General features: G+C 66.9%; 12 protein-coding genes. 8 read left to right on the top strand and 4 right to left on the bottom strand.

Features of this window, described 5'->3' with window-relative positions; translation table 11 throughout:
* The first annotated feature begins 60 nt into the window (after positions 1-60).
* The 6 genes from ICJ04_RS15590 to hemC all read left to right on the top strand — a co-directional run bounded on the left by ICJ04_RS15590 (position 61) and on the right by hemC (position 6450).
* Entirely contained in the window at positions 61-234 is a 174-nt protein-coding gene (locus ICJ04_RS15590) for a hypothetical protein (protein WP_188325086.1), read from the top strand.
* A gap of 389 nt (positions 235-623) precedes the next feature.
* The gene (gene mdoH / locus ICJ04_RS15585) at positions 624-2531 is read left to right on the top strand and encodes a glucans biosynthesis glucosyltransferase MdoH (protein ID WP_188325085.1); all 1908 of its coding nucleotides are present in this window, start codon (positions 624-626) and stop codon (positions 2529-2531) included.
* A 39-nt stretch (positions 2532-2570) separates the two neighbouring features.
* Complete coding sequence (locus tag ICJ04_RS15580; RefSeq protein WP_188325084.1) at positions 2571-3230, top strand: dienelactone hydrolase family protein; 660 nt, start codon at positions 2571-2573, stop codon at positions 3228-3230.
* Positions 3231-3233: 3 nt separating this feature from the next.
* Entirely contained in the window at positions 3234-4277 is a 1044-nt protein-coding gene (locus ICJ04_RS15575) for a sensor histidine kinase (protein WP_223202912.1), read from the top strand.
* Positions 4246-5031, top strand: a complete 786-nt coding sequence (locus ICJ04_RS15570) for a LytTR family DNA-binding domain-containing protein (protein WP_188325083.1) — start codon at positions 4246-4248, stop codon at positions 5029-5031. Before ICJ04_RS15575 ends, ICJ04_RS15570 begins: the two co-directional genes overlap by 32 nt.
* A 507-nt stretch (positions 5032-5538) precedes the next feature.
* Positions 5539-6450 (top strand): hydroxymethylbilane synthase, encoded by a 912-nt coding sequence (gene hemC / locus ICJ04_RS15565; protein ID WP_188325082.1) that lies wholly within the window; start codon positions 5539-5541, stop codon positions 6448-6450.
* 280 nt (positions 6451-6730) lie between these two features.
* Here hemC and ICJ04_RS15560 read toward each other — a convergent pair whose 3' ends face one another.
* The gene (locus ICJ04_RS15560) at positions 6731-7507 is read right to left on the bottom strand and encodes a DUF481 domain-containing protein (protein ID WP_188325081.1); all 777 of its coding nucleotides are present in this window, start codon (positions 7505-7507) and stop codon (positions 6731-6733) included.
* Positions 7508-7644: 137 nt separating this feature from the next.
* A complete protein-coding gene (locus tag ICJ04_RS15555) occupies positions 7645-8268 on the bottom strand; it encodes a hypothetical protein (RefSeq protein WP_342589179.1) in 624 nt (207 codons plus the stop codon).
* A 114-nt stretch (positions 8269-8382) separates the two neighbouring features.
* On the opposite strand from ICJ04_RS15555, the gene ICJ04_RS15550 reads away from it, so the two are divergent.
* Both ICJ04_RS15550 and ICJ04_RS15545 read left to right on the top strand, forming a co-directional pair.
* Entirely contained in the window at positions 8383-9348 is a 966-nt protein-coding gene (locus tag ICJ04_RS15550; RefSeq protein ID WP_188325079.1) for a YafY family protein, read from the top strand.
* Positions 9349-9373: 25 nt separating this feature from the next.
* The gene (locus ICJ04_RS15545) at positions 9374-10165 is read left to right on the top strand and encodes a MetQ/NlpA family ABC transporter substrate-binding protein (RefSeq protein WP_188325078.1); all 792 of its coding nucleotides are present in this window, start codon (positions 9374-9376) and stop codon (positions 10163-10165) included.
* A gap of 58 nt (positions 10166-10223) precedes the next feature.
* On the opposite strand, the gene glpK is transcribed toward ICJ04_RS15545, so the two are convergent.
* On the bottom strand, positions 10224-11714 hold the full coding sequence (gene glpK, locus ICJ04_RS15540) for a glycerol kinase GlpK (RefSeq protein WP_188325077.1): 1491 nt from the start codon (positions 11712-11714) through the stop codon (positions 10224-10226).
* A 48-nt stretch (positions 11715-11762) separates the two neighbouring features.
* A complete protein-coding gene (locus ICJ04_RS15535; RefSeq protein ID WP_188325076.1) occupies positions 11763-12593 on the bottom strand; it encodes an MIP/aquaporin family protein in 831 nt (276 codons plus the stop codon).
* Positions 12594-12675 lie beyond the last annotated feature (82 nt).

Raw genomic sequence — 12675 nt, 5'->3', positions numbered from 1 at the left:
CGCAATCCGTCGACCCAGCCCTCCCAGGCCAGCGTCGGCGGATTGTCCTTGGAGGGATGCATGAGCAAGTCCGCTACAGTGGAAACCACTCCCGGTCCGGTGCTGTTGTCCACCCCGGAAGTACAACAGGCACAGCACCTGCTCGCCCGCCAGCAGATCGCGGTGGCGATGGAGCGTGCACGTCATGCCGCCGACGCCGATATCGCCCAGCGCGAAGCCGTACTGTCGCGCTGAGGCCGGGACGACCCCTGGGTCGTCGCCCCCATCCGCATGCCTTGCCCCGTCCGCGCACCTACCGCGCGGCGAACGGATCTGCGCGCCTGGTTCCGCCTCACCCGGCGCATAACCCGGCGGGCTGTACGCCGCATGCGTGCGCGGCGCCCCCTGCGGGAGTATCCTGAATGGGGGGAAACGCTATCGCCCCCCTTTCGCGCTCGACTTACACGCATCGTCCTAGACTGAGGTGCAATTTTTGAATCGACCGGGTGAGCGTTCGTGGGTTCCTGTAAAGAGAGCAAGCATCTGCGGGCCCTGGACAACGTCGTGCGCGACGCTGACGTGTACGGTGCTGCGCCCTGCGCTGACCGTGCACCTGGACTGCGCGTTGACGCGAGGTAATCTGGATGAGTGAGACCCTTGATAGCGTCAGGCTGGATGCAGGCCTGGCGACGCTGCCGGGTGGTTCGCCCTTGCCGATGCCTGAGCAGGAACTGCATCAGGGCGAGTTGAAGATCCGTCGTCACCGCACATCGCCCCGGCTGATCGGCCTGCGCCGTGCCTACCTGTTCGGTGGCACCGCGCTGATGACCTCAGCGGCCACGATCATGATGTGGCGAGTGCTCTCCCCGAACGGGGTGAGCGTGCTGGAGGCCTGCCTGCTGGTCCTGTTCGTTGGCTTGTTCGGTTGGATCGCGCTGGCCTTCGCCAGTGCCGTCGCCGGGTTCCTGACCGCCGTGTTCGATCGGGGCTACCGGCTTGGCATTGATCCGGACGAGCCGCTGCCTGAGCTGCACACGCGCACCGCGCTGCTGATGCCCACCTACAACGAAGATCCGCGCCGCCTGCTGGCTGGCCTGCAGGCGATCTACGAATCGGTGGAAGCGACCGGCCAGATCGCCAACTTCGATTTCTTCGTGCTCAGTGATACCCGTCGCGAAGACATTTCGCATGCCGAAGAGCAGGTGTTCGCTGAACTGCGGGAGACGCTGGGCGCGCACGACCACCTGTTCTATCGCCGTCGTGCCGACAACAGCGGACGCAAGGCCGGCAACATCGCCGACTGGGTACGCCGCTTCGGCGGCAACTATCCGCAGATGCTGATCCTGGATGCGGACAGCCTGATGACCGGCGACACCATCGTGCGCCTGGCCGCCGGCATGGAGCACAACCCGGACGTGGGCATCATCCAGACCCTGCCCGTGGTGGTCGGTGGCCGGACCCTGTTTTCGCGGATGCAGCAGTTCGGCGGCCGCGTGTACGGTCCCGTGATCGCGCGTGGCGTGGCATGGTGGCATGGCGCGGAAAGCAATTACTGGGGCCACAACGCGATCATCCGCACCGTGGCCTTCGCCGAGAACGCCGGCCTGCCGGCGCTGCCGGGTCACGAACCGTTTGGCGGCCACGTCCTCAGCCATGACTTCGTCGAGGCGGCGCTGATGCGTCGCGGTGGCTGGGCGGCGCACATGGTGCCGTATCTGAAAGGCAGTTACGAAGAAGGCCCGCCTACCCTGACCGACATGATGGTGCGCGACCGTCGCTGGTGCCAGGGCAACCTGCAGCACGGCAAGATCGTCGGCAGCCGCGGCCTGCACTGGATCAGCCGCGTGCACATGCTGATCGGCATCGGCCACTATTTCACCGCCCCGATGTGGGGGATGCTGATGCTGATCGGCATCGCCATCCCGTTGTTCCAGGAAGGCATCGATCTCAACGGGGTGCTGCATCTTTCCCCCAGCACCTATTGGCGCACGCAGGACGAGATCCATGTCGTGCGGCTGTTCGCCGCCACCATGGCGGTGCTGTTGACGCCCAAGGTGCTCGGCTACCTGGCCACCTTGTTGGAACCGGGCGATCGCCGTGGCTGCGGTGGCACGGTCCGCATGTTCATCGCGATGCTGCTGGAAACCGTGCTGGCCGCCCTGATGGCGCCGGTGGTGATGTACGTGCAGTCCCGCGGTGTCGCCGAAGTGCTGTCAGGCCGGGATTCCGGCTGGGACGCGCAACAGCGTGACGATGGCGGCGTGGACTGGTTCGCGCTGATCAAGGCCTACGGTGGCCTCAGCCTGTTTGGTGCGTTCATGGGCCTGCTGGCCTGGGCCGTGTCGCCGGCACTGGCCGCGTGGATGGCCCCGGTGGTGATCGGCATGATGCTGTCCATCCCGGTGGTGGCGTTGACGTCCTCCCGCGGGCCGGGCAGCTGGCTGCGCCGGCTGCGGCTGATGGACATCCCCGAAGAGCGCGATCCGCCGCAGGTGCTGGTGCGCGCCGCGCAGCTGCGTCGCGAGGCGATGGAAAAGCCGCGGCTGTACTGAGTCGCGCATAATGCGGCCTCGTATTGAAGGAGCCGCAACATGCTGCAGACGGTGGAACAGGAAACCGGCGCATCACCCCAGTGGTCGATCATCTGGCTGCACGGGCTGGGCGCGGATGGCCATGATTTCGCGCCGATCGTGCCCGAGCTGGTGCGTCCGGGCTGGCCCGCCCTGCGCTTCGTGTTCCCGCATGCCCCGGTGCGCCCGATCACCATCAACAACGGCGTGCCGATGCGCGGCTGGTATGACATCGTCGGCATGGATTTCCGCTCGCGGGCGGACATGGACGGCGTACGCGCATCGGTGGTTGAACTCGATGCGCTGATCGATCGGGAGATCGAGCGCGGCGTACCGGCCGAGCACATCTTCCTGGCGGGTTTCTCGCAGGGCGGTGCCGTGATCCTGACCGCGGCCCTGCAGCGCACCGCGCCGCTGGCCGGCTTGATCGCGCTGTCGACGTACCTGCCTGAAGCCGAGACGGCCCGTCGTGCTGACAATGCGGTCCAGGTGCCGGTATTCATGGCCCATGGCACGCAGGACCCGGTGATCCCCCTGCAGATCGCCGAACACAGCGCCGCCGCCGTGCGCGCGATGGGGCTGGAGCTGCAATGGCAGTCCTACGCGATGGCCCACCAGGTCTGCGCGGAAGAACTCACTGCCTTGGGCGACTGGCTGCAACTACGGCTGCAGGCCGCCTGAGCCATGAACGCGCCCGCCGCCACGCCCTGGATGCCCGAGCTGTGCCGGCTGCCGCGGCTGGCGGCGATGTGTGGGCTGGCGCTGCTGGTGGTGGTCGTGTTGGCGCTGGCCCCCGACGGCAGCCGCCACTGGAGCATGGGGCGGCTGGTGTCTGCCAGTGGTTTTGCGCTGTGGCTGGCATTGGCGGTCAGTGGGGCGTTGTGCGTGCTGCGCCGCGTGCTTTCGCGGTTGCCTCCCGTGGCCGGATCATTGGCCGCCATCGGCCTGACGGCGGTGATCGCCGTGCTCGGCGCGGGCATCATCCATGCGTTGTACGCCGTACTCGGCGACAGCTTTACCCGCGGCATCGGGTTCTGGCGTTTCACCTTGGGCAGTGCGGCCACCACGGCGCTGATCAGCGCCGTGGCGCTGCGCTATTTCTACGTCAGTGACCGCTGGGCGGCACAGGTGCAGGCCAAGGCCCGTGCCGAGGCCGATGCGTTGCAGGCACGGATCCGCCCGCATTTCCTGTTCAACAGCATGAACCTGATCGCCAGCCTGGTGCGCCGCGACCCGGTGGTCGCCGAGCGTGCGGTGCTTGATCTATCCGACCTGTTCCGCGCTGCACTGGGTGCCGGCGACGGCGATTCCACGCTGCAGGGCGAGTGCGAGCTGGCCGAACGCTACCTCTCCATCGAAACGCTGCGCCTGGGGGATCGGCTGCAGGTACGCTGGCAGCGTCCGGACGACCTGCCCTGGCAGCATCCGATGCCGCGCCTGGTGCTGCAGCCGCTGGTGGAAAACGCCGTATTGCACGGCATCTCGCGGCTGCCGGAAGGGGGCACGATTGAACTGGACATTGCCTGTGCGGAGGGGCTGCTGCAGATACTGATCCGCAACCCGGCGCCGGACCCGGAAGCGCCGTCGCTGGCACTGACCCAAGGCGCCGGCCATGCCCTGCACAACATCGCCCACCGGCTGGCCTGGCGCTTCGGTGCCGGGGCGCGGATGACGGCGGGTTGGAGCGGGGGCTACTATGAATGCCGCATCACCATACCGGTCCGTTGATTCCGGTCCACCAGAGGGGAGCCACGTGAGGGTAGTGATCGCCGATGACGAGCCGCTGGCGCGCGAGCGCCTGCAGTCGCTGCTGGCCGAGCTTCCCGGTGTTTCGGTGGTGGCCGAGGCGGCCAACGGTGAGCAGGCCCTGCATGCCTGCGCGGAACTGCAGCCGGACCTGGTGCTGTTGGATATCGCCATGCCCGGCCTGGACGGGCTGGAGACGGCGCGCCACCTGGCCACCTTCGAGCCACGACCGGCGGTGGTGTTCTGCACGGCCTACGACGCGCATGCGCTGTCCGCCTTCGAGGCCGCGGCAATTGATTACCTGATGAAGCCGGTGCGGCCCGAACGGCTGGCATCGGCTGTGGAGCGTGCGCGTGTCTTTCTGGCCGGCCGGGGCGAGTCGCAGGCCAACGGCGATGGCCGTGCCCGCACCGTGCTCTGTGCACGGCTGCGCGGCGGCCTGCGGTTGATCCCGGTGGAAGACATCCACTACCTGCAGGCGGAAGAAAAGTACGTCGTGGTGCATCACGCGCGGGGCGAAGACCTGATCGAGGAATCGCTCAAATCGCTGGAGGAAGAGTTCGCCAGCCGCTTCATCCGCATCCACCGCAACTGCCTGGTCGCCCGCCACGAGTTGATCGAGCTGCGCCGCGGCGTAGCCGGCCAGGTGCAGGCGGTGCTGCGGCATGGCAAGCAACCGCTGGAAGTGAGCCGACGCTGCGTGGCGACCCTGCGCCAGGACCTGCGTCACCTGTAAGAACGTCAACGTCAAAAGCCGCAGGGCTCCTTGCTGGCGGGGCGGGGTGGGTTGGCGGGGTACGGCAAGGGCCGCATCCATGCGGGCCTCGTTTCGCGCCATCCATGGCGCTCAACGCCCCCGCCAACCCACCCCGCCCCGCCTTCGACAGGTCCATGGTGGCCGCGGAACCTGTCGGGGCATGCGGATCGGTAGCGCCGACCCATGGTCGGCGGAATTTCCCCGCCAACGGCCCGCTGCGCTCGCCGACCATGGGTCGGCGCTACCGCTTTTCTTCTTTTTTTCATACGCGGCGGGCGGCCACGGAACTTGTCAGGGGGCCGGGCGGTGGGACTGGGCGGGGGCGTTGAGCGCCATGGATGGCGCGAAACGAGGCCCGCATGGATGCGGTTGTTGCCGTCCCCCGCACAGTCCCACCGCCCGGCCCTCTCGCAGCAGCCTTGAAGCAGCCAGCCGCGAGGGGGTCACACCCGTTCGCCCCATTTCCCGATGCGCGATAATGACGTCATGGAAACCCTTCGCATCGCTACCCGCAAAAGCCCGCTCGCCCTGTGGCAGAGCGAATACGTCGCCGAGCGCCTGCAGGCCGCCCATCCCGGCCTGCACGTCGAACTGATACCCATGAGTACCCGCGGCGATGAAGTGCTGGATCGCTCGCTCGCGGCCATCGGCGGCAAGGGCCTGTTCCTGAAAGAACTGGAGTTGGCCATCCTGCGCGGTGAAGCCGACTGCGCGGTGCACTCGCTGAAGGATGTACCGATGGAACTCGATGCGCCGTTCGTGCTGCCGGCGATCCTGCCACGGCATGATCCCGCCGATGGCTTCGTCTCCAATCTTTACGCATCGCTGGATGCCCTGCCGCTGGGCGCACGCGTCGGCACGTCGTCGCTGCGCCGCCAGGCCCAGTTGCGCGCGTTGCGCCCGGATCTGGAGCTGCTGGACCTGCGCGGCAACGTCAATACGCGGCTGGCCAAGCTCGACAACGGCGGCTACGACGCAATCGTGCTGGCGGTAGCGGGGCTGGAGCGCCTGGGGCTGGGGCAGCGCATCATGGCGCGCCTGACGGCACCGCAGTGGTTGCCGGCGCCTGCGCAGGGCGCGGTGGCGGTGGAGTGTGATGGCGGCAAGCCGGCGGTGATGCAGCTGTTCGCAGCGCTGGACGATGCCACCACGCGCAGCTGCGTCGAGGCCGAGCGGGCGATGAACCGCGCGCTGCACGGCAGTTGCCATGTGCCGGTGGCGGCCATTGCCGTGTGGCAGGGCGACGATCTGCATCTGCAGGGGCTGGTCGGCGGTGTGGCCGATGGCCGCGCAGTGCGCGCCGAGGCCGTGGGCCCGGGCGCCGACCCCGAGGCGTTGGGACAGCAGGTAGCGCAGATGCTGCTCGATGGCGGCGCAGGCGAACTGCTGGCGGTGTGATGTCCCCCGTCGCGTGATGCCCCGGGTCGTGCGATGTGCCCGGGTCATGTGATGCCCCGGCCGCGCAATGCGCTCGGGTCGTGCGATGCTCCGGTAGAGCCGACTTCAGTCGGCTGCTTCTGCCGCGCTGAAAATCTTGATCCGCACGCAGCCCGCGCTTCGCGCTCGCCGAGCGTGGCTCGGCGCTACCGGGAATACCGATCCGCACGCAGGCCGCGCTTCGCGCTCGCCGAGCGTGGCTCGGCGATACCGGAAATCCCGATCGGCCATCCGGCCGGCCTTACTTGAACTTGTAGACCACGTTCATCGTGGTCAGCGTGTCGGTCTTCTGCTTGTCGATGCCGACGTCGCTGTTGTGGCGCGCCTGCCATGCCGCCTTCAGCGCCAGGTGTTCGTTCATGCTGACCGATACGCCGAAATCGTTCTGCGCGAAGGTGTTGTACGAACCCGATTCCACCAGCAGCGTGTTGACCAGGTCGGTGTTGGGGGTCAACGAGTACTTGATGTCGAAGAAGCCACGGCCGATCAGGCCCGTGCGGGTTTCATCGTCTTCGGTGCTATGGGTGCGACGCACACCGGGGCCGATCTGCGCATCCAGCGAGAAGCGGTCGTTGCCCCACAGCCGGGTGCCGTAACCCAGACCGAACGAGCTCTGCCGGTCGTAGGTGGCGAAGTCGTCGCGCTCGTAACGCACCGTCGCGGTGATCTGCCGGTGTTCGCCCAGCTGCAACGCGCTGCCGGCACTGCCGGTATAGCGGTTGGCGGTAGTGTTGCTGACCTTGGTTTCGGTGCCGTCGTCACTGGTCTGGATCGACTCGGAACGCGAACGCAGGCCGAACAGGTCCATGCTGTGCACCCAGTCATCGTCGGTGTAACGCAGGCGCAGCCGGCCATTGGCGCTTTCGGTGGTGCTGTTGCCACGTGCGGACGCGAAGCCCAGTTCGCCGCCACTGCCGCTCCACGGGGAGGTCATCGCCGCCAGTTCGGCGGGATCCTGGGCGAATGCCGCAGGGGCGACCAGCAACAGGGGAAACAGCAGGTAAACACGCAGGGACATCAGGATTCTCCGGGGGGCGGGCGTGGAACGCAGGGCGTGATGATAACGTCAACCCGCGCGCGTCTCGACCGCAGTCCAACGCGTGCTTCAGTCAGCGTTTCTGCTGTCGCCCATTCAGTGCTTGCACTCACCCGACGTCAGGGCAGGGGCACCTGCAGCGTGGAGTCGTCCAGGCGCGAATAGCGCAGCGTGATCCGGTAGGGCTGGTCCTTGTTGAAACCATCGCGCTGCACCTGCCGCGGCAGGCCATCAGCGCCGATCCAGTACTGCAGGGTCTCGCCACTACCCGTCGGCCCCTCCACCCGGTACAGGCGCGTTGCCGTGCCGTCGATATCGGCCGTACCGCCATCTTGGACCGTCAGTCCCTGCAGGCCCGCCTCGGAAGGCAGCGGACTGCGCCACTGCTGCAGCAGCCCGTCGGGTACCGGCACCTGTTCGATGCGACCCTCGGACTGCAGGAAGAAGGTGTTGCCGATGATCGTCTGTACGCCGCCGGGCCCTTCCAGCCGGTAGCGGTCCGGGGCGACGAAGTCCATGGTGGTATGCACCACCTGGCCGGCCTGCGCGCCGTGCAGACGCATCTCAGCGTGGAAGCTGCGCAGCGCAGCAAACCGCTGGCTCGCCCGCAGCACGGCCTGTGCCGGGTCCGCATCCACCGCAGGCGCCTGGGCCGGCGCGGCGGGCACGGCGCCCGGGAGCGCAGCATCGGCAGGCGGCGAGGGCTGCTCACAGCCACTGAGCAGCAGCAGAGCGGCTGCCAAGGACGCGACGAGGGGGAGCTGAGCGCGCATACGGGGCCGACCGGGGCGTGGGGGACCGACACGATAGCCGATCATGGCCGCCACAACGGCCGCGACTCGGACATAATCGGAGCCATGGACCGATACGAACGCATCACTGCCCTGCATCGTCTGCTGAAGTCTGCCCGCTACCCGGTGACGGTGGCCACGCTGCAGGACAAGCTTGGCTGTTCCCGCGCGACTGTTTACCGCGACCTGGCGTTCCTGCGCGACGCCTTGATGGCGCCGATCGAAGGTGACGGCGAAGCCGGCTTCCGCTACATGGCCGATGAGAGCGACCGGTTCGAGCTGCCGGGGTTGTGGCTCAGTTCGGAAGAACTGCACGCGCTGCTGGCCTCGCAGCACCTGCTGGCGCGCACCGGCGGCGGCGTCCTGTCGTCGGTGCTGGCCCCGCTGCAGCAGCGGATAGAGGGCCTGCTTGCCGCCCAGGCCGGCGTATCCACGTGGCCGGTGGACCGGGTGCGGGTGATTCCGCACCGGGTGCGCAAGTTCGATGAAGGCAGCTTCCGCAGCGTGGCCTCGGCGGTACTGGAACGCCGGCAGCTGGCCTTTGAGTACCGCGCCCGCTCCACGGACCAGCCGACCCGCCGCATCGTATCGCCGCAGCGGCTGACCCACTATCGCGACAACTGGTACCTGGATGCCTGGGACCACGACCGCGAGGCGCTGCGCAGCTTCGCCGTGGACCGCATCAACAAGGCGCGGGTCGTGGATGCACCGGCCACCGATGTCGACGACGACGAGCTGGACGCCCAGCTGGGTGCCAGTTATGGCATCTTTTCCGGCGCGCCGAAGGGCTGGGCGACGATCCTTTTCAGCGCCAAGGCCGCACGCTGGGTGGCCGACGAGCATTGGCACGCCAACCAGCAGGGCCGCTACCTGGCCGATGGACGCTATGAGCTGAAAGTGCCGTACAGCGTTTCCCGCGAATTGTTGATGGATGTGCTGCACTATGGGTCCGATGCCGAAATCATCGAACCGGTGATGCTGCGCGAGCAGGCCAAGAGCCTGTTGGCGCTGGCACTCAGCAACTACGAATGACCCTCCCCCCGAGATACCGCATACGATGAAGAAGACCCTGTTGTTGTCCCTTGTCGCCGCGTTGGCCCTGAGTGCCTGTGGCAAATCCGGCGATGCGTCGCAGAAGCTGGTGGTGGCCGCGACGGCCGTGCCGCACGCGGAAATCCTGGACGTGGTGAAGCCGATGCTGAAAGAGCAGGGCGTGGAGCTGGACGTGCGGGTGTTCAACGACTACGTGCAGCCGAACGACCAGCTGGTGCAGAAGCAGGTGGACGTCAATTACTTCCAGACCGAGCCCTACCTCGATGCCTACAACCGCGACCGCAAGACCGACCTGGTCACCGTGGTCGGCGTGCACATCGAGCCGTTCGGTGCCTATTCGCGCAACGTGAAATCGCTGGACGAACTGCGTGATGGTGCCGACGTGGTGATTCCGAACGACCCCAGCAACAACAGCCGTGCGCTGATCCTGCTGCACAACGCCGGCGTGATCCAGTTGAAGGATCCGAAGAACGCGCTGGCGACCCAGCGTGACATCACCGCGAACCCGAAGCACCTCAAGTTCCGCGAGCTCGATTCGGCGATGTTGCCGCGGGTGCTGGACCAGGTGGATCTGGCGTTGATCAACACCAACTACGCGCTGGATGCGGGTCTGAACCCGACCCAGGATGCGTTGGCGATCGAGAGCAAGGATTCGCCCTATGTGAACTTCCTTGTCGCGCGCACGGATAACAAGGACGACGCCCGCGTGCAGAAGCTGGCAGCGGCGCTGACCAGCCCGCAGGTGAAGGAATTCATCGCGCAGAAGTACAAGGGCGCCGTCCTGCCGGCGTTCTGATCGCACCATCGCCGCTGCGTGCGCCGAGCAGGGCTCGGCGCACGCGCGGCATCCGCCGTTACCAGGCCAGGGTCGCGTTGACGGCCCGCTGCCAACCGGCATACAGCGCTTCACGGCGCTGCGGATCCAGCGTCGGTTCGAAGCGCCGGTCCACGCCCCACAACGCGGCGATCTGCTCTCTGCTTTCCCAGAATCCGGTGGCAAGCCCTGCCAGGTAGGCCGCACCCAATGCCGTCGTCTCTGCCACCTGGGGCCGCAGCACGGGTAAACCGAGCATGTCGCTCTGGAACTGCGCCATGAAGTCATTGGCGATGGCACCGCCATCAGCGCGCAGCTCCTTCAGCTCGATGCCGGCATCGGCCTGCATCGCAGCCAGTACGTCACGTGTCTGGTAGGCCATCGATTCCACCGCAGCACGGATGAAATGTTCCTTGGTGGTGCCGCGGGTAACGCCGAACATGGCGCCGCGTACGTCGCTTCGCCAGTACGGTGCACCGAGGCCGACGAACGCGGGCACCAGATACACCCCGCCCGTGTCTGGCACGCGTTCGGCATACGCCTGGCAATCACCGGACTTGCCGAACATGCGCAGCCCGTCGCGCAGCCACTGCACCACTGATCCGGCGACGAAGATCGACCCTTCGAGCGCGTATTCGACCTTGCCATCGACGTTCCAGGCAATGGTCGTCAGCAGGCCATTGCGTGATGTCACCGCCTTGTTGCCGGTGTGCATCAGCATGAAACAGCCGGTGCCGTAGGTGTTCTTGGCCATGCCCGGTTCGAAGCAGGCCTGGCCGAACAGGGCAGCCTGCTGGTCGCCCGCGATGCCGGCGATGGGGATCTGCCGATCAAAGAAGAACTGCGCACGGCTGTGGCCGTAGATTTCGCTGCTGCCGCGCACCTCCGGCAGCATGGCCCGCGGGATGTCCAGCAGCGCCAGCAGTTCGTCATCCCAGCGCAGTGCGTGGATGTCGAACAGCAGTGTGCGGGCGGCGTTGGTCATGTCGGTCACGTGCACCGCGCCGCCGGTGAGGTTCCAGATCAGCCAGCTGTCGATGGTGCCGAACAACAGTTCACCGCGTTCGGCACGTCCCTGGGCGCCCTCCACATGGTCCAGGATCCAGCGGATCTTGGTCGCTGAAAAATAGGCATCCACCAGCAGCCCCGTTTTCGCGCGGATCATCGGCTCGTGGCCTTCGGCCTTCAGGCGCTCGCAGATCGCCTCACTCTGGCGCGACTGCCAGACCACCGCATTGTGGATCGGTTGCCCCGTTGCCTTGTCCCATACGACGGTGGTTTCGCGCTGGTTGGTGATGCCGATGCCGGCGATGCGGCGCGGGTCGATCTGCTGGCGATTGAGCAGCTCGGTGATCGTGGTATAGACACTGGTGAGGATCTCGCGCGGATCGTGTTCGACCCATCCCGGCTGTGGGAAAATCTGCGCGAACTCGCGCTGTGCCGAACCGGCGATGCGCCCCTGGCGGTCGAACAGAATGGCGCGCGAACTGGTGGTGCCCTGATCGATGGCGAGGATGAAATCAGCTTCCATGGCAGGCTTCCTGGTCGAGGCGCGGGAATGGGCGAGGGTGTGCTGGTTTCATTGTGCGCTGCCGTCCGTGCCGACGCCGTGCGCGTCGCGGGCGCGCTGGCGCGCAGGCAGGAACGGCAGGATCAGGCACTGGTAAGCCGCACCACCCACCACGCCGCCGGCCAGCGGGCCCAGGATCGGGATCCACCAGTAGTGATCTTCGGCAGGCAACGCGGCGGCACCCCAGCCGTTCAACCACGCGAACACACGCGGGCCGAAATCGCGCGCGGGGTTGATGGCCCAGCCCTCCAGATAGCCCATCGAGGCCCCGATGCAGGCGACCAGCAGGCCGATCATCAGCGCACCGCTGTTGGCGCCCGGAGCGGCCTCGTTGTAACGCTCGGTGATGGCGAAGATGCCGAACACGAGCAGGGTGGTGAGGATGACCTGGTTGCTCAGCGCATGCAGGGGCGTGACGGCCAGGCCGGGTGCGGTGAAGAAGACGCCGGCCGCGCCCCCTTCCGCACGAGTGAGGCCGTGCAGCGCGTTGTAATGGTCGATCACCGGCGCGTACAGCAGGTAGACGATCGCCGCGCCGACCATCGCGCCCAGCACCTGCGCTGCCCAGTACGGCAGCACGCGCGACCAGGGAAAACCGCGGTAGAGGGCCAATGCGAGGGTGACCGCGGGGTTGGCGTGGGTACCGGAAATGGACGCGGTGGTGTAGATCGCCAGGCTGACGGCAAGCCCCCAGGTGATGCACAGCCCCCAGTAGGCGTTCTGATACGGGCTGGGATCGTACAGCAGGTACATCGCGGCGGCCGAACAGCCGATGCTGATGATGATCGCCACCGCAATGGCCTCGGAAATCAGTTCGCCGATCAGCGGTTGTCGGGTCATGGCGTGCTCCTTGTCGTCGGGCTGGGGACGTCGAAGCGAGGTGCGGGTGTGGGGTCGCGCGCCACGCGGGCGGCCAGCCACT

The organism is Stenotrophomonas sp. 169, assembly GCF_014621775.1.
GTDB lineage: Bacteria > Pseudomonadota > Gammaproteobacteria > Xanthomonadales > Xanthomonadaceae > Stenotrophomonas.
Note: the sequence above shows the minus strand (reverse complement) of the source record. Positions and strands in the feature narration are given on the sequence as shown.